Here is a 23,280-nt window from a genome sequence, read left to right on the forward strand (position 1 = left end):
TCATTGCTCCAAGATATAATAACTATAAGCTTGATAGGAATAACCTATACGGCGATCGCGGGTATTGTATAGCAATAGTTGGTTATATTTATAAACCAGACTCTTGCACATTCTGTCCCTCAAGACATCATCGCTTATGGTAAAATACAATTATGGCACGTATAAATGTAACAAGCCCGTTAGCTTTATAGCTAAAAGCAATAAAGAAGATCTTCATCATTCACATTAGGAGATGTAAATACATTGGAATTACGTCAATTGCAATACGCGATTCAAATCGCCGTCGAACGAAACTTTTCCCGTGCCGCAGAGAAACTGCATATCGCCCAGCCTTCTCTCAGCCAACAGCTGTCCAAGCTTGAGAAGGAGATTGGCGTGCTACTTTTTCAGCGCAGCACCAACTCCGTGGAGCTTACGCATGCCGGCTCTTTATTCGTAGAAAAATCCCAAAAGATACTCGACATGGTCGAACAGCTCAAAAAGGAAATGGAAGACATTTCTCAAATGAAAAAAGGACGTCTGGTCGTGGGCAGCATGCCAATTACAGGATCGACCATCCTCCCTTTCGTAGTCCCCGTTTTCCAAGCCGCTTATCCGGATATTGAGATTTCGCTTGTCGAGGAAACATCTGCCAATCTTGAAACGTTAACCATGAATGGACAGACGGATATCTCGCTGTTGTCATTACCGCTGAGAGAAGAGTCTCTCGTTTACGAAACTTTGCTGGAAGAGGAAATTGTTCTTGCCGTGCCACCTCGTCATCCTCTGACTCAGAACAACGGACCGGTCAGCATTTCCCAATTGGAAAAAGAATCGTTCATTGCCTTGAAGAAAGGGCAAGGGTTTCGAAAGCTAACTTTGGAGCTGTGCCAAAATGCGGGAATTGTCCCTAATATCGTTTTCGAATCCAGCAACATGGAAACCGTGCAATCCCTCGTCGCCGCCGGCATGGGAATCGCCTTTGTGCCGTATTTGATCTCAAAACGGAGCTTCAGCGAATTGTCGCCCGTTCACCTTCCTTTAGAAGGCAAGCCGGCTCGTACACTTGTTATCGCCTACCGCAAGGGCAGATATCTTTCCAAAGCGGCTGAAGCTTTCGTCAGCACGATGAAAGAAGTCATGCGGACAATCGGGTAGCCAAACGCAGAGGAGGATAACCCGCATGAATAAAACCCAGCGATTAATCCAGCTTATGATGACAGTCAATGAACGTATGAGGTTTACGACTAAAGAGCTGGCCGAGGAGTTTGGCGTCTCGGAGCGGACCATGCATCGCGATTTACAGGAATTGAGCGAGCTCGGAATGCCGCTATATACGGAATTCGGGCCGCATGGGGGCTACCGCTTGTTAAAGAAGCGGATGCTCCCTCCTATTTTGTTCACGGAGCAAGAAGCGGTGGCGATGTTTTTCGCCTTTCAATCGCTCCAATTTTATGGAGCGCTGCCTTTTGCCTCCGAATCGGTTTCAGCGCTTAATAAGTTTTATCACTATCTCCCAGGTGATGCCAAAGCAAGAATTGATGCCCTCAAAGACCGCGTCTCATTCTGGACGCCTACTCGAACGCAAAGTTCTCCGTACTTGGAGCAAGTATTGGAGGCTTCGATCGATGGCCTACCGCTTCGCATGACGTATGCGTCCAAGGATGGCGCCACAGATCGAACAGTTCAACCTATCGGCATCTACTCATCGAACGGATTCTGGTACTTCCCCTCCTATTGTTTTCTAAAAGAAAGAATCTTGCTTTTTCGCGCGGATCGCATACTAAGCTTGGAGCGTGCTGAGCCGGGTCATCCCGGCAAAGATCTCAGTCACTATACCATCCTTGATTGGCTAACCGCAGATCTTAACCAGACAGCCCATTCCTCCGAACTCATCAGGCTTCGCGTCAAATTTACCCCTGCTGGAATCAGAGCCTATGAACGAAGCGGTGATATGGAGGGAACGATAACCCTTCATGCGGATGGCAGCGGGGAGCTTCTGACTGATATGCATCAAAGCAATCTGCTTTATTTTTCGAAATTCTTTCTAAGTATGGGTGCGGATGCCCTGGTCGTCGAGCCGATGGACATGGTGATCTGGATTCGCGAGCAAATTCAAGCCATGCAACGTTCATACGGTTAAGTGCACGATTCTTCACGCGCTCACAATCCACGACAAGAATTGTCATAGTAACGAGTTAATCTATATGTGCAAGATAACTTGGCCATAGGACGCAAAGGAGGCATCGTTTACCGATGACGAATGAAAAAAAGCTGCAAGGAAAAGTAGCGCTCGTTACAGGGTCCAGTCGAGGCGCTGGCAGAGGCATTGCGTTGGTACTTGGAGAGGCGGGCGCAACGGTTTACGTAACCGGCCGCAGCACGAGAGCCCAGAGTGTGAGAACAGATCTGAAAGGAACGATTGAGGATACGGCGGATGAAGTGACGGCGCGCGGCGGAGTAGGCATTGCCGTTCGTTGTGATCATACCGTTGAAGCGGATGTCCAAGCGCTGTATGAGCGAATCAGACAGGAGCAAGGCACGCTTGATCTTTTGGTCAACAACGCATGGGGCGGTTACGAAAACTATGAAGATGTTGATTTCTTGGTTCCCTTTTGGGAGCAGCCAATGAAACGTTGGGACAGCATGTTCGATGCCGGCTTACGTGCTCAAATGGTCTCCAGCCGCCATGCCATGTCCACTTTCTTTCTGGAGCAGAATCGCGGACTCATAATTAACACAGGCGTTTACTCCGACATCGGCGGAAATTATCCTGTAAATGTTTTCTATGACACGGTGAAACGCGCGGTTGTCAATATGACACGGACTATGTCCCAAAATCTCAAAGCGCAGCACCTTGAAGTGACAGCACTTACGCTGGCCCCCGGTTGGATGCGCACAGAAGCTGTGCTCAAACATTACGGACTTCAACCAGACGATCCTGATTTCATGAAAATTGAAGATTTGCATCCGACGGAATCAGTCGAGTATATCGGGCGCGCCGTAGTCGCGCTGGCCTCCGATCCTGAGGTCCATCTTCAAGCAGGGAACATTCTCGAAGTTGGCTCCTTGGCTGAGCGATATGATTTTACAGATACGGATGGCAGGCGTTTGCCCCCTTTTCGCGTATGAACGTACATCTTTATTAAACATTTATTGAAAATAACTTGGCGGTTGGATGCTGCAGTTGTGAATAACTGCAAATTCCGGCCGTCTTTTTTTGACATTATGCCGATCGAGCAGATGCAATAGGTGTTACCGCAGTATTCATTCTCGCTAACGGACAGAGAGGTCCTTATTCGCTGGAAAAGAACCTCTTTGAACATGGGACGGACACCTGTGCTGTCATTTGCACACTTCGGGCTGATTTTGCCCCGAAATCGGTAAATAAAGACTCTGGCGTCCGTCATTGTGACACGACGCTTTTCGCGAAGATAACGGCCGCTGTGTCCGAAGCGTGATTAGACAAAGGCTAGGTTATCTTGTTCAAGTTCGATCACTCCCAAATTATTGCCAATTCCCCTAACCATTTAAATACCGTCCGCATACAATATAATAAAAACTTATCGATTCTCTAATAATTTCTGATAAAGAGAACCATGCCTAGGAGGCGGAGACCATGATGTTAGAAAGAGCAGTTGAACAGACATTCTGTAAATTGCAACAACCTTCATTGGAACAATTAAGCGAGGCACTACTATCGCTAAACGGCTTGCTCTATGAGGTGCCTGCGCATAAAACCGAGCCAAGACAGCTCCCTTATGGCCGCAATGTCCTTTATAGCACACAGCATCTCGAGGTTATTATCATTCATATCCCCCCTTCCGCTGCTACCGCGATTCATAATCATGGAACATCAATCGGGGCAGCTTGTTTGGTTCAAGGAAACATCGTCAATTCCACATTCGTCCTTGACAAGGATGGTTACCCTATAGTTGAAAACGATGTTTTCATTAAAGCAGGCGACTGCTTTACAGCTCCCCAGAATCAAATTCATCAGCTTAGCAATCCGTTCCATGAGCCTGCCGTTTCCATTCACGTCTATAGTCCGCCGCTTCGCGACGTTCACCGCTATCTGCCATACACCGAAGTCCTCGATTATGTAATATAAAAAATAAACCCTCTGCAAAAGCGCCTTGTTAGGCCTCTCGCAGAGGGTTTTAGCTTAGAATTGAAGCGAATTTTCGATGAATGCTTTTAATTCAGCAATCGGCATCCGGGTTTGTTCCATTGTGTCACGGTCGCGTACCGTTACTTGGCCGTCTGTCTCGGACTCGAAGTCGTAAGTAATACAGAACGGCGTACCGATTTCGTCGTGACGGCGATATCTTTTGCCGATTGAACCTGTATCGTCATAATCAACCATGAAATGCTTGGCAAGATCGGCGAATACCGCCTGCGCGCCTTCATTCAATTTCTTGGAAAGCGGGAAAATAGCGGCTTTGATCGGAGCCAGCGCCGGATGGAAGTGAAGCACCGTACGGCTGTCGTCGCCTTCCAGCTTTTGCTCTTCGAATGCATCGATCAGAAGTGCCAAAGTTACACGGTCTGCGCCAAGGGATGGCTCAATGCAATAAGGAACGTAACGCTCGTTCGTTTCTTGATCGATATAGTTGAAATCTTCGCCGGAGTGCTCCATGTGCTGTTTCAAGTCGAAATCCGTACGATCCGCAATACCCCAAAGCTCGCCCCAACCGAATGGGAATTTGTATTCAATATCTGTCGTTGCATTGCTGTAGTGGGACAATTCATCCTCATTGTGATCGCGCAAACGGAGGTTTTCCTCTTTCGCACCCAGGGATAGCAACCAATTGTGGCAGAAGCTTCTCCAGTATTCGAACCATTTCATATCCTCACCCGGTTTGCAGAAAAACTCAAGTTCCATTTGTTCAAACTCACGTGTACGGAACGTAAAGTTGCCCGGCGTGATTTCGTTACGGAAGCTTTTACCGACTTGGCCGATACCGAAAGGCAGCTTTTTGCGCATCGTGCGCTGAACGTTCTTGAAGTTAACGAAAATACCTTGAGCTGTTTCCGGACGCAGGTAAACAACGTTGGCACTCGCTTCCGTTACGCCTTGGAACGTTTTGAACATCAGGTTGAACTGACGAATATCAGTAAAGTCCTTGCTGCCGCAATCCGGACAAACAATGTTATGCTCTACGATCAGCTTCATCATATCGTCGAAAGTCATACCGTCAACGATAATTTCGATATCTTTTTCAGCCAGCTTGTTCTCAATTAATTTATCTGCGCGGTGGCGAGCTTTACAGCTTTTGCAATCGATCATTGGATCGTTGAAATTGCCTACGTGGCCGGATGCGACCCAAGCTTGCGGGTTCATCAGAATCGCAGCGTCAAGACCTACGTTATACGGGGATTCCTGAACGAATTTTTTCCACCAAGCGCGCTTGATGTTATTTTTCAGTTCTACACCCAACGGACCGTAATCCCACGTATTGGCCAAACCGCCATAAATTTCCGAACCCGGGAAAACAAAACCTCTGTGCTTTGCTAATGCGACAACTTGATCCATAGTAACACTCATCGTTCATTCGCTCCTTCAGCTTATCGTAATGGGTCAAAGCCCTTAGACGTCCGTTTGGATATGAGCGCGCAAAAAAGGCTCAACATCCAAAGGCATCAAATCATGCCTAGGGACGAGAGCCTTACGCACCCGCGGTTCCACCCTAGTTGATACACCTGTAAAAGCCATGTATCCCCTTTATCGTATTGGCTCCGGATAGCCTTTTCCTTGAGCTTCTGTCTGGGCTTTCACCGTCCCCAGCTCGCTGAACAAGAAGTTGTTCAAGTACTATTCATCCTTCACAGCCACAATTGATCATTCAATTGGCTTTAGTTTACAGAAAAACCGACAAAAAATCAAATCCTTAAAACCAAATTAAAGAAAAATTAATACAAATGCGGCCGGCGGTCCTCAAAGACCGGAATTTTGGCCCTTACCCGAACAACTTCCTCTAAATCGATCGTCGCCCGCAAAATCGCTTCGCTTTCATCGCCTTCCGCAAGCACCTCGCCCCAAGGGTCAATGACCATGGAGTGGCCAAAAAACTCCGTCGTTCCACTCGTTCCGACACGGTTGCAAGAGACGACGTACATTTGATTTTCGATCGCTCTAGCCATGAGCAGTGTGCGCCAATGATGCAAACGCGGGTGTGGCCACTCCGCAGGCACGAATAAAATTCTCACGCCATCCAGCGCCAATTTGCGCGCCAACTCAGGGAAGCGAATGTCATAACAAATCATGGCGCCGGCAGGAACGCCCTCGAGCTCAAATCGGCCAAGTTTGTCCCCGCTGTGAAGAAATTTCTCTTCATCCATCAGACGGAACAAGTGAATTTTGGAATACTCCGCAATTTCAGTCCCTTCGCGATCAAATGCATAGATGGTGTTTAGCACTCGTTCTTCTTTTTTATCGGCAATCGAGCCGCCAATAATATTAACATTGTTCGCTTTGGCAAATTCGCTTAAGAACGATCTTGTTCTTGCCCCATTCGGGTCTGCAAGCTCTTGAATCTCGGTCAAGGCGTAGCCGGTGTTCCACATCTCGGGGAAAACGATCACATCCGGTCTCGGGTCGTTTTGAACGGCTTCTTGAAGAAGCTTTTCCAATCGGGCAAAGTTCGTGTCCGGCTCACCGATCGTGATATCCATTTGAATAAGGACTAGATGAAGCTGTTTTGATTCTGACATGCGGTGAATACTCCTTCCGGTGGGCAAAAAGCCAATACTATGTTTTCTATCATAATCGAAATTCGGTTTGAACCCAAGTGCCGCATAAATCGTTTTTTTCATCACTATGAAAAAAAGGCTAATCATGATACATTTAGGTTATTAATTAAAATCCCGACCTCCGGAGTGTGAATTAAAACGTGACGATTCTATCTACTAAAACAAGCGCATTTCCCATACAGCCTGCCGAACGGATGAAAGGTTTGCCAACGCAATTTTTCGCGACGCTCGTAGGTAAGGCGAATGAACAAATTGCCCAGGGACATGATGTAATCAATTTGGGACAGGGCAACCCGGATCGCCCTACACCGCCTCATATCGTTGCTTCGATGCAGGAAGCGGCCGCCAACCCTTTGTATCACAAATACCCGCCATTCAGCGGATTTCCGTTTCTGAAACAAGCGATTGCACAGCGTTATAAAGAAGATCACCAGGTTGATCTTGATCCGGAGACGGAAGTCGCGATCCTTTTCGGCGGCAAAACAGGACTCATCGAAATCGCACAGTGCTTGCTGAATCCCGGCGATGTTTGCCTTGTGCCAGATCCGGGCTATCCCGATTATTGGTCAGGCGTAGCGCTAGCCGGAGCGGAAATGGCCTTTATGCCCTTGCGCGAAGAAAATAACTTTCTTCCGGATTACTCCGCTTTGAAGCAATCCGATCTGGATCGTGCAAAGCTTATGTTCATCAACTATCCGAACAATCCGACCGGCGCAACGGCCCCCGCTTCCTTCTATGAAGAAACGGTCCGGTTCGCGCAGAAGAACAGCGTAGTCGTCGCCAGTGATTTCGCCTACGGCGCTATCGGATTTGACGGACAGAAGCCGATTAGCTTCTTGCAAACGCCAGGCGCCAAAGAAGTTGGTATCGAGTTCTATACGCTTTCCAAAACGTATAACATGGCCGGCTGGCGCGTAGGCTTTGCGCTCGGCAACCGGGAAGTCATCCGCCTCATTAATTTGATGCAGGATCATTACTACTGCTCCTTGTTCGGCGGCATCCAAGCTGCGGCTGCAACCGCGCTGACCGCTTCGCAAGACTGCGTAACCGAGCTGCGCGATGTATATGAGAGCCGCCGCAATGCCCTGTATACGGCATTAGCGGACATTGGCTGGAATGCCCGGCCTTCACAGGGCTCTTTCTTCTCCTGGCTGCCTGTTCCGAAGGGACATACGTCACAAAGTCTTGCCGATCTGCTTCTCCAAGAAGCAAAGGTGGTAGTTGCCCCGGGCATTGGCTTTGGCACACATGGCGAAGGCTACGTGCGTCTCGGCTTATTATCTTCGGAAGAAAGGTTAGCTGAAGCCGTACAGCGCATTGGAAAGCTAAATTTATTCGGCTAATCCCAAAAGTTAGCGGCTTCTGCTGCTTTACAAACGCTTGGACCCCGTGCTATTCTAGATAGAACCAAAAAAGGAAGTCTTCCAAAACTTCTATATCGCAATGTTATGATGGGAATAGTAGGAACGTGCAGCACGTAACCAGAGAGTAAGCTCCACCGACTGAGAGAGCTTGCCGTGAACCGATTCCGAACCCGCCCCTGAACCGTCAACGATGAGTTGAACAGCCCCTGCTGTTATCAGGGAATCCAGAGTTGGGTGCAGCCGCTATAGGTTTGCGCCAATCTAAGGTGGTACCGCGGAAGCTACAGACTTTCGTCCTTATGTTATGAGGACGGGAGTCTTTTTTTGTATCTGCATGATACATATTTACTCAAGCAAAGGATGGGATTGTAATGACTCAGCGCATCGTCGTGAAAATCGGCAGCTCCTCTTTAACTTCAGATACGGGTGGTTTAAATCCCGATAAAATCCGCTTTTTCGCATCGGAACTAGCGCAATTGCAGCAGGACGGCAACCAAGTCCTGCTCGTAACCTCAGGCGCGGTAGCCGCAGGCTTCACTTCCCTTGGGTACCGCACGCGGCCCAAGGTGCTGCACGAGAAGCAAGCCGCAGCCGCTGTAGGGCAAGCGCTGCTTATGCAGGCGTACCACGAAGCATTTGCGTCCCACGGCGTAAGCGTAGCGCAAATTTTGCTGACCCGGTACGACTTCTCGAACCGCAAGCGCGTCCAGAACGCGCTGATGACGATTGACGAGCTGCTGCAGCGCGGCGTCGTTCCGGTCATTAACGAGAATGACACCGTCGCGGTAGATGAATTGAAATTCGGCGACAACGATACGTTGTCGGCCTTGGTTGGCAATTTGGTGAAGGCAAGCAAATTGATCATCATTACAGACATGGACGGCCTGTACACGGACGATCCCCGCAAAAACGCGAACGCCCAGCGTATCGATCGCGTAGCCGCCATCAGCGACGAGCTGTTCAGCTTCGCCGGCGGTTCGGGGAGCGCGGTCGGCACCGGCGGCATGCGCTCGAAAGTCGAGGCCGCCCGCATCGCGATGCGCGGGGGCGTGCCGGTATTCATCGGGCGCGTGGTGGAGCCCGGTGATTTATCGCTTACGGTTGGCGGCAGCGGCAAGGGCACGTACTTCGACACGGCGCTGAACAACCTGCCGGTGAAGAAGCAATGGGTCGGCTTCCACTCGCTGCCCCAAGGGCAAATCCTCGTCGACCCAGGTGCCCGGACGGCCCTGGTCAGCGGCGGCAAAAGCCTGCTCCCGGCAGGCGTCATCGGAGCTACCGGCGATTTCCACCCCGGCGATGTGGTCGAAGTGCTGAGCAACGAGGGAACACTGCTCGGACGCGGCGTCGTGAATTATGCGGCATGGCAAATCCAAGCCGCCGCGGGATTATCAACCGAGGAAGTACAAAAGCGCGTGGAAGTAGCCAGAATCGAAGTCATCCACCGCGATGAATGGGTTCCGCTGGCCTAGATTCGAATGAGAAAGCGAGGCACACCAAACCATGAGACAACAAAAAATGCTGATTCCAACTTTGCGGGACGTCCCGGGTGATGCCGAAGCCGCAAGCCACCGGCTCATGCTCCGCGCAGGCTTGATACGGCAGCTCTCCAGCGGGATCTACTCCTATTTACCGTTAGGGCTTAAAGCCCTTCAACATATCCAAACCATCGTTCGTGAAGAGCTGGACGCGGCAGGCGCTCAAGAAATGCTCATGCCGGCGCTCCATCCTTCCGAATTATGGAAATCGTCCGGGCGTTGGGATGTTTATGGTCCCGAACTCATGCGTCTGGAAGACCGGCATGGCCGTGAGTTTGCGCTCGGCGCCACCCATGAAGAAGTGATAACAACGATCGTGAAGGACGAAATCCAGTCCTACAAAAAGCTTCCTGTCACGCTGTATCAAATTCAAACGAAATTCCGGGATGAGCGAAGACCGAGATTCGGCCTGCTGCGCGGACGCGAATTCATCATGAAGGATGCGTATTCCTTTGATAAAACAGCAACCGGGCTTGATGAAAGCTATCAACGCATGTACAACGCTTATGATCGCATTTTCACACGCTGCGGCTTAAACTTCCGGGCTGTTGAAGCCGATTCCGGTGCGATGGGCGGTACGGATACACACGAATTCATGGCGCTTGCGGACATCGGCGAGGACACGATTGTTCATTGCCCTTCCTGCCATTATGCGGCCAACTTGGAGAAAGCCGTTGGTCAGTTGCCGCCCTCTTCAATAGCTGCAAGCAAGCAGCCAGAGCTGGACGGTCGGCCGGAGAAAGTGCACACACCGCAGGCGGCAAGCATTAAACAGCTAAGCGAATTCCTTCGCATTCCGCCTGAGAGGATCATTAAATCTGTTGCTGTCTCCGCAAACGGCGTGCCTGTCATCGTCCTCCTTCGGGGCGACTGTGAAGTTAATGAGATTAAAACAAAAAATGTCATAGGCGTTTCAGAACTTACGATGCTTTCCGAATCGGAAATTCAAAAAATGGGCTCCGTTGCCGGATTTATTGGGCCGATCGGACTTCAAAACGTTAAGATCATCGCGGACTTTTCGGTGAGGGGTATGGAGAACGCCGTCGTAGGCGCCAATGAAGCGGATTACCACCTCACACAGGTCGTCGCCCAGCGCGATCTCGCGGGTTTGACTTACCATGACCTGCGCAATGCTGCCGAAGGCGACTGCTGCGCGTCCTGCGGGCATGAACTCGCTTTTGTTAAAGGCATTGAGGTTGGTCATGTCTTCAAGCTCGGAACCAAGTACAGCCGTTCGCTGGGGGCTGTGTTCAGCGATGAGAACGGCGTATCCGAGCCCCTTATTATGGGTTGTTACGGAATTGGCGTTTCCCGTGTGCTGGCGGCTATTATCGAGCAGAATTATGATGAGCGTGGCATCCTATGGCCAGCGTCCATTGCGCCTTTTGTCATCCACTTGCTGACAGTTCAAGTGCAGGATGAGACACAGATGAAATTATCCCAAGAAATTTATACGTCGTTGACTGGGGCCGGCTATGCCGTCCTTTGGGATGATCGCGAAGAGCGTCCAGGCGTAAAATTCAACGACAGCGACCTGCTCGGTTTCCCCTTGCGAATTACCGTAGGGAAAAAAGCCGCAGAGAACATCGTGGAATGCAAGGAACGCCGCAGCGGTCATCAAGATGAAATAACGGTTGCTCAAATACTTACGCATTGCCAAACTTTTTTCCAAACAGGAGGTCGATCTTCCCATGAGTGAAGTCGTTCAAAAGTCAAAACTGGCGAAACAAGCCGCCCAAAAGATGGGCAATCTCACAACGGAGCAGAAAAACGCAGCGCTGCTGCTAATGGCTGATGCCCTTGTCACCGAACAGCAGGCCATTATTGAGGCGAATGCAAAAGATTTGGAACGCGGCAAACAATTAGGCACCAGCTCCTCCCTGCTTGACCGTCTATCCTTGAATGAAGATCGTATCGCCGCAATCGCCGAAGGATTGCGTCAAATCGCCGAGCTGCCGGACCCTATCGGGGATACGCTAGAAGATTTTGAGCGTCCGAACGGCTTGCGCATCCGTAAAATTCGCGTTCCGCTGGGCGTAATCGGCATTATTTATGAAGCAAGACCGAATGTCACCGTGGATGCGGCAGGTTTATGTCTCAAAACAGGCAACGCCGTTGTGCTGCGTGGCGGTTCAGCCGCTTTATTTTCCAATGAGAAAATCGTCGAGGTTTTGCATAGCGCGCTAAGCCGTTCCGCCATTCCTGCTGACGCTCTGCAGCTGATCCTTAGTTCGGATCGCAGTTCAGTCGATGAAATGCTGAAACTAAATGGCTTAATCGACGTTCTCATCCCAAGAGGCGGACACTCACTTATTCAAAATGTTGTCAATAACGCATCCGTCCCTGTCATTGAAACAGGCGCAGGTGTATGTCATACTTTTATTGACGAAAGCGCACAGCTCGAAATGGCCATCGCGATTGGGCTAAATGCCAAGGCTCAACGTCCTTCCGTCTGCAACTCGATGGAAACATTGCTCGTGCATGAAGCGGCGGCAGCTAAGCATCTTGGCGCCATTGCGGAAGCCTTCACAGGCGCCAATGTGGAGCTTAGAGGAGACGAGCGCGCCAGAGCTATTGTTCCTGGCATGCTGAAAGCTGAAGCAGCGGATTGGGGAACGGAATACGGAGATTACATTCTTTCCGTCAAAGTGGTTAAGGATCTGGATGAAGCGTTGGATCATATCCGCGAATTCGGCACGATGCACTCGGAATGTATTGTGACGGAAGATGCCTCGCATGCCGAGAGATTTCTGCAGGAGGTCGATGCGGCAGCGGTTTACCACAACGCCTCTACCCGCTTCACGGATGGCTTTGAATTCGGATTCGGTGCGGAAATCGGCATCTCTACTCAAAAACTTCATGCTCGCGGACCGATGGGTCTGCCGGCATTAACTTCAACCAAATACCGCATCTACGGCAGCGGTCAAATACGTCAATAAGTTCGAACATCAATTGAGGAGGAATGTACGATGTCCATTACTTTATCCCAAGCCAAAATCGCTTTCGTCGGCGCAGGCTCCATGTCGGAAGCCATTATCCGGGGCTTGATCCAAACCAAGGTTGCCAATCCGCAAAATGTGTACGTCATGAACCGATCGGATCAAGACCGTCTCGCATTTTTGCGCTCCGAATATGGCCTGCAGGCCACTTCCGATCCGGCTGTGAAAGAATCCTTTCTGCGCGAAGCCGATGTTGTCGTGCTCTGCATGAAGCCCAAAGACGTTGTGACGGCTTTTGCGGATCTTAGGCCGCTTCTGAATGAGGGGCAGCTGCTCGTTTCAGTCATCGCCGGTCTCTCGATCGCCAAAATAGAGACGCTGCTGGATTCGAATATGCCCATCGTTCGGACAATGCCGAACACATCCTCGACGATCGGATTGGGCGCAACAGGAATGAGCTTCTCCGCAAAAGTCAATGATACATTAAAGCAGCTCGCAACCCAAATGTTCGAAGCTGTGGGTATCGTTTCCATCGTAGAGGAAGAGAAACTTGAAATTCTAACCGGGGTATCCGGCAGCGGTCCCGCTTATGTATACTATTTCATGGAAGCTATGATCAAAGCGGGCATCGAAGGCGGTCTAACCGAGGAAGACGCACGGCAGCTCACGCTGCAAACCGTGCTCGGAGCCGCTCACATGGTTCAGCATACACAAGAAGATCCGGCCGAGCTTCGCCGCAAGGTCACGTCGCCGAATGGGGCTACGCAAGCATCCATTGAAGCACTGGATCGCTACCAGTTTACGGAAGCTGTATCCAAGGCCGTCTTCCGCTCCGCGGAACGGGCCAAAGAAATGGGCGAGCAAATCGCGGTGTCAAGCCCCGTAAGCAAATTGTCCTAAATGAACGAGGTCTTATTCTAGTAAAGCAGGTGAACGTTTTCGATGAGTGCATATTGTTTAGCCACATATCGGAGTTTCGATGAGAAAGCCGATTTTCATAAAAAAGCGACGGGCATTGCTGTCGGTCTGACAGTAGGCTCCTGGACGGAGCTGCCGGAAGCGCAAAAAGCGCAAATGGAGAAACATCTGGGCAAAGTCGTTTACGTTGAGGTTCACGAGCCTGGCCCTGAGGAGCCGGCTTCTGGCCGCTATGCCGATATTACGATCGCTTATCCGGACGTTAATTTCAGCAGAGACATTCCCGCACTGTTAGTTACCGTATTCGGCAAGTTGTCGATGGACGGCAAAATTAAGCTCATTGACTTAAAGTTTTCAACCGATTTCTTGGCCGGATTCTCCGGTCCGAAGTTCGGCATGCAGGGCGTGCGCGACATTCTCGGTGTCCATGACCGCCCTTTGCTGATGAGCATCTTCAAATCGGTTGTCGGTTATGAGTTGCCAGCTTTGCGCGAGCAATTTTATTTGCAAGCGGCAGGCGGCGTCGACCTGATTAAAGACGATGAAATCTTATTCGAAAACCCGCTGACTCCGCTTGAGAAGCGGATTGAGATTTGTATGGAAGCCGCCGCGCAAGCATCCAAAGAAACCGGTCAAAAACTGCTTTACGCTGTTAATTTGACCGGCCCAACTTCGAAGCTCGCGGCGCAGGCCAAAAAAGCGATAAATGCAGGAGCAAACGCCTTGTTGTTCAATGTGTTAGCCTACGGCTTCGATGTGCTTCATGAGCTAAGCGCTGATCCGGAGATTACAATACCGATTATGGCCCATCCGGCTATGGCAGGCGCCACATATCCATCACCGCACTACGGGATCTCCCCTTCTGTGCTGCTTGGCAAATTGATGCGGTTAGCCGGAGCCGATCTGGTGCTGTTCCCTTCTCCTTACGGTTCTGTGGTCATGCCGAGAGAAGAAAACTTAGCGATCAAGCATGTGCTGCTAACAGGCGATCTGCATAACGACTACAGCTATAACGCTTCGGCAGATGCGCAATTGAAGCTTGCCGCTTCCTTCCCTGTGCCGTCAGCCGGTATTCATCCTGGTCTTGTGCCTCTCATCCTGAGAGATTTCGGCCAAGATGTCATCGTGAATGCAGGCGGAGGCATTCATGGCCATCCGCTTGGCACAATCGCCGGAGGACGTGCATTCCGGCAAGCGATCGATGCAACGCTGCAAGGCATTCAGCTTCGCGACTACGCCCAAAACCATCCAGAACTACAATCAGCTATTGACACTTGGGGGATTAGAGAATGAGCAAGGAACGCATCATTTTTTGCGATTTTGACGGTACCATTACCGTAAATGATAACATCGTGGCGATCATGAAGCATTTTAACCCGGCTGGTTGGGACGCGATTGTGGAACGCATTTTGGATAAAAGCATTTCCATTCGTCAAGGCGTAGGCGAGATGTTCGCCCTCCTCCCAACTTCACGCAAGGATGAGATTGTGAAATACGCCATCGGCAATGCGGTTATCCGGGATGGCTTCAAACAATTTGTGGATTACTGCAAAGAGCAAAACATCAAGCTTTTGATCACCAGCGGAGGCATCGATTTCTTTATTTACCCGCTGCTGAAACCTTTCCCGATTCCGCATGAGCACATCTACTGCAACGCCTCTTCCTTTGAAGGCAGCGTTATCGAAATTTTGTGGCCGAACCAATGCGACGAGCATTGTCAAACAGACTGCGGCATGTGCAAAACGAGCATTATTCGCTCCTATGATGCCAATCGGTATGAGCGGATTATCATCGGAGACAGCATTACAGATTTCGAAGGAGCTAAGCTGGTTGATACGATTTTCGCACGTTCCCACCTTGTTGAGATGTGCGAGAAGCTGGGATACGCGTATTACCCGTTCGATAACTTCTTCGATATTATGAAGCAATTGGAGGCTGAACCTGTAGCATGAGTATTTTACTGGAAGAGAAACAACGCGCTTTTGCCGAGCTGCGCGACATTAAAGCCAATCTGGCGGCAAGAGGCTGGTTCCCTGCGACTAGCGGCAATTTATCCGTACGCGTAGGCGGCTTTGACCCTGAGCAATTCACGTTCGCCATCACATCAAGCGGCAAGGATAAATCCGTGCAAACGCCGGAAGATTTCCTGCTTGTGAATGAGAAAGGCGTAGCCACAGAAGCCACCAGCCTGAAGCCGTCGGCTGAAACGCTAATCCATAGCGAAATCTACCGATTGACCGGCGCTGGCGCTATTTTTCATGTGCATACGATTTTCAATAATTTGATTTCCGAGCTGTACTGGGAACGTAAAAGTATTCCGGTTAACGGCGTTGAGCTGATTAAGGCGTTCAACATTTGGGATGAGGAAGCTCAAATCGAGATTCCGATTTTGCCGAACTATGCGGAGATCCCGCGTATCGCTGAGCTTGTAGAAGGAGCCATTATTCCGCGGATTCCCGGCATCGTACTTCGCAAGCACGGTATTTATGCGTGGGGTGCGAATGCATTTGAAGCGAAGCGTCATTTGGAAGCTTTCGAATTCCTCTTTGAATACGTGTACCGCTCTCATCTGCTGAATAAATAACATATTGTGCCTCTTATGAAAGCACAAATAAGGCTGTCTCCAAAGGTCTAATGCGACCTGAGGGACAGCCTCTTCGTTTATCTGGATTGTCTAAAGCGCTGCGAATATTCCTTCGCTTGATCCACGGTGCCGACCCGATTCCGGCTCCATTCCAGCAGAATGCGATCAATATAACGGAAGTGCACCTTGCCGGCAAAAACCGCTTCCTTCAATGCCGTCAGTATGAGATCTTCCTTATATTGATCCTTGTCCAGCCAACCGCTGATCGTCTCCAGCTCCATCGGAGTCAACGGTCGGGCAAACTCTTTTTCGAACGTGGTGAAAATATTTCTGGCACCCTCGTCAGCTGGCATTGGCGTACGGACAGCGGATAATTTGGCCATCTCCTGTTCGGCTGCCTGCTTGGCTAGCTTCCGGTATAACGGTGTTAGATTATATCGCTCGCTGCGAATCCCAGATAGCACGTCAATCTCTTCATCAATCGCGATGAACTGTTCGTGAATCAATTTCTGCAAGCCGGCAATGACCAAATCCGGTGATGCCGACATGCGGGATTGAATCTCATCGGTGGTTGGAAAATCGTACTTTTCCTTTTCCAGAAAGGAAATGAGATGGATTAGCGTCATAACCTCGATTTCGCTTAACTGAAGGGCACGATAGTTTTTCAGCAGAAGAAGCGGTACCGCGACACTGCCTTCCTGGATGCTGCTCAACAGGACCGCTTCAATTTGCTGCTGTGTAATGAACGGTTTGCTCATCCGGTCTCCTTTCTCTTTCTACCTTCGGTTGATAAATGGATTACGGATACAAACGGTAGAGCAAACGCGGGAACGGAATCGTTTCGCGAACGTGATCCAGACCGCAAATCCATGCAACGGTACGTTCTAGGCCAAGACCGAAACCGGAATGCGGCACTGACCCGTATTTCCGCAGGTCGAGATACCATTGGTAGGCTTCTTTGGATAGCTCGTGCTCTTTGAAACGTTGCTCCATTAACTCCGGATCATCAATCCGCTGACTGCCTCCGATAATTTCACCATAGCCCTCTGGTGCAATCATATCTGCGCAAAGCACAACCTCAGGGCGGCTAGGATCCGGCTTCATATAAAAAGCTTTAATCTCGGTAGGCCAATGCGTAATGAACACAGGCGTTTCATATTCAGCAGCAATCGCAGTCTCATGCGGCGCTCCGAAATCTTCGCCCCACTCGAATTCATGGCCGTTCTTTTGCAAGAACTCGACCGCTTGATCGTACGTAATTCGCGGGAAGGAGCCTTTAATTTTCTCAAGCTTGGAAGTGTCGCGCTCTAAGGTTTCCAGCTCTTGCGCACAATTTTGGAGTACAGTCTGAACGATATGAGACACGAATTGCTCCTGAACTTCTAAGTTTTCGGCATGGTCCACGAACGCCATTTCCGGTTCGATCATCCAGAACTCAATGAGATGTCTTCTAGTTTTTGATTTCTCCGCACGGAACGTAGGCCCGAAAGAATACACGCGGCCAAGCGCCATCGCAGCAGCTTCCATGTACAGCTGACCGCTTTGCGTCAAGAAGGCATCCTCATCAAAATATTTGGTGTGGAACAAATTCGTCGTTCCCTCACAAGAAGAAGGGGTTAGAATCGGCGGATCCACCAAATGGAAGCCGCGCTCGTTGAAAAATTGCTGAACCGCTTGAATAATTTGGGCGCGAATGACAAGCACGGCGCGTTGGCGCGGACTGCGAATCCACAGATGACGGTTATCCATCAAGAAATCAACGCCATGCTCCTTCGGTGTAATCGGATATTCTTCGGTGATTTGAATGATCTCTACGCCGGTTACATCCAGCTCGAAACCGCCCTTGCTGCGGGTATCCTCTTTCACTTTGCCGGTTATGTACAGTGAGCTTTCTTGCGTCAGCTTGGAAGCCGCATCCCAAACATCTTCGCTAACTTCGCTTTTTACTACAACACCTTGTATATATCCTGAACCGTCTCTAAGTTGTAAAAATTGAATTTTACCGCTAGACCGTTTCTTGTTTAGCCAACAGCCAATTGTCACTGACTCGCCGACATGATGTTTTACTTCCCCTATCGTACATTTCATACTTGTTGAGTACCTCCTTGAGTTTTCGTACGAACTTTTTTACAGCTAAGATGCCCGGAAATCTCCTGCGCTTTTCTATTGTACACTATTTTGAGCAAAGATTCAGTTTTGGGCAGACTGAACTAAACGATAGGTGTCTCTGGCGATCACCCATTCTTCATTGGTTGGTATGACCAGCACTTGCACTTTGGAGTTTGCAGTTGTAATGCGCCGTTCCTGGCCTCTCCCTGAGCGGTTTGCTGCTTCATCGAATTCCACCCCAAGGTAAGTCAGTTGCTCGCAAACTCTTTTGCGCAGCAGCTCCGAATTCTCGCCGACGCCGGCCGTAAATACAATCGCATCGACGCCATTCATGGCCGCGGCGTAAGCACCGATATATTTGCGCAAGCGATACTCATACATCTCGAATGCAAGATTGGCGTTTTTGTCCCCTGCCTCCATCGCTTCCGTGATCTCCCGCATATCGCTGGAGATGCCCGAGATCGCTTGAAGCCCGCTATGCTTGTTCAGCATCGAGGAAATCTCGCCAAGCGTCAAATCCTCCTTGCCCATCGCATAAGGCACGATAGCGGGATCGAGATCGCCGCTGCGCGTCCCCATCATCAGACCCTCGAGCGGGGTCATCCCCATGCTCGTATCCACCGCCTTGCCACCCAAAATGGCGGCGCAGGAAGCTCCATTACCGATATGACAGGTAATGAGCTTCAGCTGCCCCAGAGGGCGGCCCAGGAAGGCTGCGGCACGTTCGCTCACATAGTTGTGCGAAGTGCCGTGAAAACCGTAGCGGCGCACTTTGTGCTTCCGGTACAGCACCATCGGTACCGGATAAAGGTAAGCATGCGCCGGCATGGACTGATGGAAGGCCGTGTCGAATACAACGGCCTGCGGGACGTCCGGCATGTTCGCTTCCACCGCCAAAATGCCAAGCATGTGCGCCGGATTGTGCAGCGGCGCCAAATCGAAAAGCCGCTTGATCTCCTGCTTCACCTCGTGGTTCACGAGGACGGAGCTCTTGAAGCTTTCACCGCCATGCACGACGCGGTGACCTACGGCGTTGATCTCTGCCGTTGACTCGAGCACGCCGTGCTCGGGATGAACGAGCAGCGCCAATACTTTGCGGATCGCAGTCGTATGCTCCAAAATTTCACTGACCTCGTGAACTTCACCTTTGTCTTTCGGTTCATGCACCAAAATAGCGGTTTCCATCCCGATCCGCTCGACTCTGCCCTTCGCCAGAACCGTCTCATCTTCCATTTGAAAAAGCTGATATTTCAGTGACGAGCTCCCTGCATTAATGACGAGAATATTCACAATCGGTCACCATCCTTGTCGTAAAGGAAAAAGCCCTCTCCTGTTTTGGCACCCAAATGACCGGCACGCACCATTTTCTTCAACAGAAATGACGGCCGGTACTTAATATCTCCATAATCGCGGAACATTCCTTCGAGCGCATCATGCACAGAATCCAAACCGAATCGGTCACACATTTCTAACGGGCCATACTTGAAATCATAGCCGATTCGCATGGCGGTATCGATATCTTCCGCAGATGCTACGCCCTCTGACAGCGTGTGCAAAGCTTCGTTGATAAGCGTGCAGATGAGTCTTGTCGTAATAAAGCCCGGCGATTCATTGACTTTAATGCCTTTCTTTTGAATCAGCTCATCCACAAATCGTCTCGTTTTCTCAAAGGTTTCATCCGACGTCTTCATCGCACGGATAATCTCGACGAGATTCACTTTTGCAACCGGGTGCAAAAAATGAAGTCCGATAACCCGTTGAGGAATGGTTGTCACAGCTGCAATCTCGGTCACGCTGAGCGTAGATGTATTGGATGCTAGAATAATGGATGAATTGCAAATTTGATTTAATTGGAAAAAGACGTGTTTTTTAGCATTTAAATCTTCGGTGATTGTTTCTATGACCATATCGCAAGAAGCCATGTCTTGGAGAGAATCCGCTTTCTTTATTTTTGCTAAAATAAGCTTTTTCTCCGCTTCCGTCAAAGCCCATCGTTCGATTTGTTTATCTAAACTAACCTGGATCTGCTCTAAGGCTCGGTCAAGCTTCTCTGCCGATTTCTCAACCAACAATACTTCCAGCCCCCGGGCCGCAAGCATTTCAGATATGCCTTGTCCCATTGTGCCGCCGCCGACAACACCAATTGTTTTGATAACCATGCCAATTTCTCCTTCGTAAGGCTCATTCTTATCTTTCGCAACCAGAGCGCCTTGCAACTTTGGATGCAACCTTGGAAGCCCACACCTATCATACAATTTTTACTGTCAAATTTCATTAACAGTCACAAAACATTGCGGAACCTTTACGAGCTTTGACACAATTGCGATATGAAAGAGAGCTCCGCCTATTTTTTGAACGAACATAAAGGGGCTATCCTTCAGGCCATTCCTGACCTTTCAAGACAACCCCCACCTTTTTTAAGCACTCTGGGAAACAGATGCATCAAACAACTTTCGGAACGTATCGCCGGAAATAACTTCTTCTTTCATCAAAATCGCGAAGGAATGGTCGAACACTCCCCGCTGCTGCTCCAGCAGAGCTTTTGTGTGCATCATCAAAGCATCGAGAATGCTCGTATTCTCCTTCATCAGCTGATCCTTCGTGACCATCTCACGGTCAATGATGCCAAGCGATGTTAAGCCTGAGTCCATCATATTGCGGACCATGGATAGAGCTTGCTCAAAATCGTTCCGCGAGCCCGTGCTGCGGCCGCCATAGAAAATTTCTTCTGCCGCGGCGCCGCCTAGAGCGATCATGATTTGCTGCTCGATATAATCCTTCGTGTACAAATAATGATCCTTCGGCGGGTTATGGCGCACATAGCCGAGCGCTTTCCCACGCGGACTTACCGTTACTTGCGACACGGAGCCCGGACGTACAAGCTCAGCAACAATCGCGTGGCCCAGTTCGTGATAAGCAACCCGCTCTTTCTCGTCCTGTGCGGTTTCCTTATCCGTCCGCTCACCCATCATGATTTTATCAATCGCAGATGCCAAATGATGCTGCTCAATGACTTTTTTATCCTCACGCATCGCATAAATGGCCGCTTCATTCAGCACGCCTTCCAATTGAGCGCCGGAGAAGCCGAAAGTTTGTTCGGCGATCACATCCAAAGAAACCTCGCTTGCTAACGGCTTGTTTTTCACATGAATATCCAGAATCGACAGCCGGCCTTTCTTATCCGGAAGATCCACTTCAATATGACGGTCAAAACGTCCCGGACGTAGAAGCGCACTATCCAGCATTTCCTTCCGGTTCGTCGCAGCCATAATCAAAATACGCGGCGCATCGTTCGTGTGAATCCCATCCATCTCGGTTAACAATTGGTTAAGCGTTTGGTCGTACTCGCGCTGCTGACCGCCATCCCGCTTACCGCCGATCACATCAATCTCATCGATAAAAATAATCGCGTTGTCTTTGCCCTCTTTGACCGCGCGGGTTCTTGCTTCCTTGAAGAGATCACGGACACGGCTCGCACCGACGCCTACATACATCTCTACAAACTCACTGCCTGAAGCAGCTAAGTACACCGAATTCGTGTAGTGAGCGGCTGCTTTCGCCATTAGCGTCTTACCCGTTCCCGGAGGCCCGGTGAGCAATATACCTTTGAGCGGGCGAATGCCCAGCTTCTTAATTTCTTCATGCTTAATCAAAAAATCAAGTGCTTCCGTCAATTCTTTCTTAGCCCGGTCCTGTCCGCCAATCTCATCAAAAGTCAGAAAAGCCGGCGTTCGATTCTTACTTTTACGGTCGCCGCCCCCGCCGGCAGAGATGCCTACTCCGCCGCGGCTTCTAATCATATAAAACAGCGAAACGCCGATTACACCAACAAACAATATAGGTATCACATTCACGCCTAAGAATGCTAAGAAAATAAGCAGTACGGGAATAAAGCCAATCCCAATTTCCTTGTATATTTTACTCATTCGGCCACACTCCTATCTGAGAAGTTCTAGGAAGCATGATGAATTTCGTGGCATCACCATCTGTCAATCGAATATATACATACGTTTGATCCATTTCACTTTCCACTTTCATATTCGGCATGTCAGCGGCATATTTTTGCAGCGTTGCAGGAATGTCCGCATAGTGCTTGGTCTCCATGGCTTGAGCAACTTCGAATAAAGCTTTGGACCACCACTGATCCAGCTTCTCGGACGGATTGTCTTTAACATGAATATTTACAGTACGTTTACCGATAATCGATGCACCATCTTTGTTAATATGTTCAACAACTGTCCTTAAATTAGCATCTGCTTTTAAAACAACTTCTATATCAACTTTATCTTTGTCTAATTTCATGGTTGAACTGGTCACTCCGGGAACTTTGCTAATGATATCGGATAATGGAGATTCCATTGCAAAACTTGTATAAGCAAACCAGCCTCCAAATAAGACGCCGGCGGAAATAATTACACTCAATACAACAGGTAAGAGACGTAGCTTCATCAGTCAACGTCCCCCTTTCTCGATATATTATGTTGCGTCCGATTCCATACACTGAGTATATCACGCCATATAACCATTAACCTTATGAAATGAGTGGAAACAAGAAAACCCAGCCTATTGCAGGCTGAGTCTCCACGTATCGATATACGATCCATCTTTAAATTTATAGTAATCATAAAAATATCTAGTGCCGCTATCATTTATTTTTTTATAAAATACTTCCCACACATACTCCTGATCCAGTTTGCCAGGCATGATCCGTTCAATCTCCGCATCAGGATTTTTCTTCATAACCACATCCCGAACTTGGTCTTCCGTGAAGCTTTCAGAAGCCATTTCCGTATGCACGTCCTTATCTGAAACCCATACGATCAAATCTTGACCCAGCTTGTCTTCCCCATAAACGATACGAAACGGCTCTTCGCCATAGAAGAAATCCACTTTAACAGCTTTCGTCATGATGCTTTTCTCAAATGCGGTTTCTACCGCGGTGCGCTTACTGTCCCAATGCTCATTCTGCACGTTTAAGTAGAAGCGGCTGAGCACGACGCCCAGCGTCACAATAATAAATACTCCAAAAGCTATAATTCTCGTTCGCTTCGCATTCATAAGCGCCGCTCACCTCCTTGGACGAACTGCCGGCACCT

Annotated in this window: 21 protein-coding genes; 12 read left to right on the forward strand and 9 right to left on the reverse strand. The window is 49.5% G+C overall.

All coding sequences use genetic code 11. The features are described from left to right. Positions 1-243 precede the first annotated feature (243 nt). The 4 genes from GC097_RS03870 to GC097_RS03885 all read left to right on the forward strand — a co-directional run bounded on the left by GC097_RS03870 (position 244) and on the right by GC097_RS03885 (position 4,090). Entirely contained in the window at positions 244-1,137 is an 894-nt protein-coding gene (locus GC097_RS03870; protein WP_171682028.1) for a LysR family transcriptional regulator, read from the forward strand. 25 nt (positions 1,138-1,162) lie between these two features. Continuing rightward, on the forward strand, positions 1,163-2,122 hold the full coding sequence (locus tag GC097_RS03875) for a helix-turn-helix transcriptional regulator (RefSeq protein ID WP_171682029.1): 960 nt from the start codon (positions 1,163-1,165) through the stop codon (positions 2,120-2,122). A gap of 113 nt (positions 2,123-2,235) precedes the next feature. Continuing rightward, entirely contained in the window at positions 2,236-3,111 is an 876-nt protein-coding gene (locus GC097_RS03880) for an SDR family NAD(P)-dependent oxidoreductase (RefSeq protein ID WP_171682030.1), read from the forward strand. A gap of 487 nt (positions 3,112-3,598) precedes the next feature. After that, positions 3,599-4,090 (forward strand): cysteine dioxygenase, encoded by a 492-nt coding sequence (locus tag GC097_RS03885; protein WP_171682031.1) that lies wholly within the window; start codon positions 3,599-3,601, stop codon positions 4,088-4,090. A 54-nt stretch (positions 4,091-4,144) separates the two neighbouring features. On the opposite strand, the gene GC097_RS03890 is transcribed toward GC097_RS03885, so the two are convergent. Both GC097_RS03890 and GC097_RS03895 read right to left on the reverse strand, forming a co-directional pair. Further along, positions 4,145-5,527 (reverse strand): glycine--tRNA ligase, encoded by a 1,383-nt coding sequence (locus tag GC097_RS03890; RefSeq protein WP_171682032.1) that lies wholly within the window; start codon positions 5,525-5,527, stop codon positions 4,145-4,147. Positions 5,528-5,892: 365 nt separating this feature from the next. Next, entirely contained in the window at positions 5,893-6,693 is an 801-nt protein-coding gene (locus GC097_RS03895; RefSeq protein WP_246293930.1) for a carbon-nitrogen family hydrolase, read from the reverse strand. A gap of 179 nt (positions 6,694-6,872) precedes the next feature. Between GC097_RS03895 and GC097_RS03900 the strand changes: the two genes are divergently transcribed. From GC097_RS03900 to mtnB, 8 genes are all read left to right on the forward strand, one after another. Beyond that, entirely contained in the window at positions 6,873-8,075 is a 1,203-nt protein-coding gene (locus GC097_RS03900; protein WP_312875604.1) for a pyridoxal phosphate-dependent aminotransferase, read from the forward strand. Positions 8,076-8,467: 392 nt separating this feature from the next. Continuing rightward, positions 8,468-9,568, forward strand: coding sequence for a glutamate 5-kinase (gene proB, locus GC097_RS03905; RefSeq protein WP_171682033.1), 1,101 nt, complete (start codon positions 8,468-8,470; stop codon positions 9,566-9,568). Between the two features lie 31 nt (positions 9,569-9,599). Next, positions 9,600-11,333, forward strand: coding sequence for a proline--tRNA ligase (locus GC097_RS03910; RefSeq protein WP_171682034.1), 1,734 nt, complete (start codon positions 9,600-9,602; stop codon positions 11,331-11,333). Continuing rightward, positions 11,326-12,573 (forward strand): glutamate-5-semialdehyde dehydrogenase, encoded by a 1,248-nt coding sequence (locus GC097_RS03915; RefSeq protein WP_171682035.1) that lies wholly within the window; start codon positions 11,326-11,328, stop codon positions 12,571-12,573. The genes GC097_RS03910 and GC097_RS03915 overlap by 8 nt, the downstream gene beginning before the upstream one ends. A gap of 30 nt (positions 12,574-12,603) precedes the next feature. Beyond that, entirely contained in the window at positions 12,604-13,473 is an 870-nt protein-coding gene (gene proC, locus GC097_RS03920) for a pyrroline-5-carboxylate reductase (RefSeq protein WP_171682036.1), read from the forward strand. A gap of 42 nt (positions 13,474-13,515) precedes the next feature. Continuing rightward, positions 13,516-14,784, forward strand: a complete 1,269-nt coding sequence (locus tag GC097_RS03925; protein WP_171682037.1) for a 2,3-diketo-5-methylthiopentyl-1-phosphate enolase — start codon at positions 13,516-13,518, stop codon at positions 14,782-14,784. Then, positions 14,781-15,443: a 2-hydroxy-3-keto-5-methylthiopentenyl-1-phosphate phosphatase gene (locus GC097_RS03930; protein WP_171682038.1), complete on the forward strand. Its 663-nt coding sequence runs from the start codon at positions 14,781-14,783 to the stop codon at positions 15,441-15,443. Before GC097_RS03925 ends, GC097_RS03930 begins: the two co-directional genes overlap by 4 nt. Next, on the forward strand, positions 15,440-16,075 hold the full coding sequence (mtnB, locus tag GC097_RS03935; RefSeq protein ID WP_171682039.1) for a methylthioribulose 1-phosphate dehydratase: 636 nt from the start codon (positions 15,440-15,442) through the stop codon (positions 16,073-16,075). The genes GC097_RS03930 and mtnB overlap by 4 nt, the downstream gene beginning before the upstream one ends. A gap of 77 nt (positions 16,076-16,152) precedes the next feature. On the opposite strand, the gene GC097_RS03940 is transcribed toward mtnB, so the two are convergent. The 7 genes from GC097_RS03940 to GC097_RS03970 all read right to left on the reverse strand — a co-directional run bounded on the left by GC097_RS03940 (position 16,153) and on the right by GC097_RS03970 (position 23,242). Continuing rightward, the gene (locus tag GC097_RS03940; protein WP_171682040.1) at positions 16,153-16,833 is read right to left on the reverse strand and encodes a DnaD domain protein; all 681 of its coding nucleotides are present in this window, start codon (positions 16,831-16,833) and stop codon (positions 16,153-16,155) included. 40 nt (positions 16,834-16,873) lie between these two features. Further along, complete coding sequence (asnS, locus tag GC097_RS03945) at positions 16,874-18,163, reverse strand: asparagine--tRNA ligase (protein WP_171682041.1); 1,290 nt, start codon at positions 18,161-18,163, stop codon at positions 16,874-16,876. A 102-nt stretch (positions 18,164-18,265) separates the two neighbouring features. After that, the gene (locus tag GC097_RS03950) at positions 18,266-19,474 is read right to left on the reverse strand and encodes an acetate/propionate family kinase (RefSeq protein ID WP_312875605.1); all 1,209 of its coding nucleotides are present in this window, start codon (positions 19,472-19,474) and stop codon (positions 18,266-18,268) included. Next, positions 19,471-20,343, reverse strand: coding sequence for a 3-hydroxyacyl-CoA dehydrogenase family protein (locus GC097_RS03955; RefSeq protein WP_171682042.1), 873 nt, complete (start codon positions 20,341-20,343; stop codon positions 19,471-19,473). Before GC097_RS03955 ends, GC097_RS03950 begins: the two co-directional genes overlap by 4 nt. Positions 20,344-20,601: 258 nt before the next feature. Beyond that, the gene (locus GC097_RS03960) at positions 20,602-22,110 is read right to left on the reverse strand and encodes an AAA family ATPase (RefSeq protein WP_171682043.1); all 1,509 of its coding nucleotides are present in this window, start codon (positions 22,108-22,110) and stop codon (positions 20,602-20,604) included. Then, positions 22,103-22,633, reverse strand: a complete 531-nt coding sequence (locus GC097_RS03965) for a hypothetical protein (RefSeq protein ID WP_171682044.1) — start codon at positions 22,631-22,633, stop codon at positions 22,103-22,105. The genes GC097_RS03960 and GC097_RS03965 overlap by 8 nt, the downstream gene beginning before the upstream one ends. 114 nt (positions 22,634-22,747) lie before the next feature. Further along, entirely contained in the window at positions 22,748-23,242 is a 495-nt protein-coding gene (locus GC097_RS03970; RefSeq protein WP_171682045.1) for a cell wall elongation regulator TseB-like domain-containing protein, read from the reverse strand. Positions 23,243-23,280: the final 38 nt, after the last annotated feature.

This window comes from Paenibacillus planticolens, from assembly GCF_013141725.1.
Classification (GTDB): Bacteria; Bacillota; Bacilli; order Paenibacillales; family NBRC-103111; genus Paenibacillus_E; species Paenibacillus_E planticolens.

What these genes read in the sequence shown, in the direction of transcription:
- GC097_RS03910 (WP_171682034.1), top strand. Translation starts at nt 9,600, where the DNA reads ATGAGACAACAAAAAATGCTGATTCCAACTTTGCGGGACGTCCCGGGT.
- GC097_RS03940 (WP_171682040.1), bottom strand. Translation starts at nt 16,833, where the DNA reads ATGAGCAAACCGTTCATTACACAGCAGCAAATTGAAGCGGTCCTGTTG.
- GC097_RS03880 (WP_171682030.1), top strand. Translation starts at nt 2,236, where the DNA reads ATGACGAATGAAAAAAAGCTGCAAGGAAAAGTAGCGCTCGTTACAGGG.
- GC097_RS03875 (WP_171682029.1), top strand. Translation starts at nt 1,163, where the DNA reads ATGAATAAAACCCAGCGATTAATCCAGCTTATGATGACAGTCAATGAA.
- GC097_RS03930 (WP_171682038.1), top strand. Translation starts at nt 14,781, where the DNA reads ATGAGCAAGGAACGCATCATTTTTTGCGATTTTGACGGTACCATTACC.
- GC097_RS03890 (WP_171682032.1), bottom strand. Translation starts at nt 5,527, where the DNA reads ATGAGTGTTACTATGGATCAAGTTGTCGCATTAGCAAAGCACAGAGGT.
- proB (WP_171682033.1), top strand. Translation starts at nt 8,468, where the DNA reads ATGACTCAGCGCATCGTCGTGAAAATCGGCAGCTCCTCTTTAACTTCA.
- GC097_RS03960 (WP_171682043.1), bottom strand. Translation starts at nt 22,110, where the DNA reads ATGAGTAAAATATACAAGGAAATTGGGATTGGCTTTATTCCCGTACTG.
- GC097_RS03915 (WP_171682035.1), top strand. Translation starts at nt 11,326, where the DNA reads ATGAGTGAAGTCGTTCAAAAGTCAAAACTGGCGAAACAAGCCGCCCAA.
- GC097_RS03955 (WP_171682042.1), bottom strand. Translation starts at nt 20,343, where the DNA reads ATGGTTATCAAAACAATTGGTGTTGTCGGCGGCGGCACAATGGGACAA.
- GC097_RS03925 (WP_171682037.1), top strand. Translation starts at nt 13,516, where the DNA reads ATGAGTGCATATTGTTTAGCCACATATCGGAGTTTCGATGAGAAAGCC.
- proC (WP_171682036.1), top strand. Translation starts at nt 12,604, where the DNA reads ATGTCCATTACTTTATCCCAAGCCAAAATCGCTTTCGTCGGCGCAGGC.
- GC097_RS03885 (WP_171682031.1), top strand. Translation starts at nt 3,599, where the DNA reads ATGATGTTAGAAAGAGCAGTTGAACAGACATTCTGTAAATTGCAACAA.
- asnS (WP_171682041.1), bottom strand. Translation starts at nt 18,163, where the DNA reads ATGAAATGTACGATAGGGGAAGTAAAACATCATGTCGGCGAGTCAGTG.
- mtnB (WP_171682039.1), top strand. Translation starts at nt 15,440, where the DNA reads ATGAGTATTTTACTGGAAGAGAAACAACGCGCTTTTGCCGAGCTGCGC.
- GC097_RS03970 (WP_171682045.1), bottom strand. Translation starts at nt 23,242, where the DNA reads ATGAATGCGAAGCGAACGAGAATTATAGCTTTTGGAGTATTTATTATT.
- GC097_RS03965 (WP_171682044.1), bottom strand. Translation starts at nt 22,633, where the DNA reads ATGAAGCTACGTCTCTTACCTGTTGTATTGAGTGTAATTATTTCCGCC.
- GC097_RS03895 (WP_246293930.1), bottom strand. Translation starts at nt 6,693, where the DNA reads ATGTCAGAATCAAAACAGCTTCATCTAGTCCTTATTCAAATGGATATC.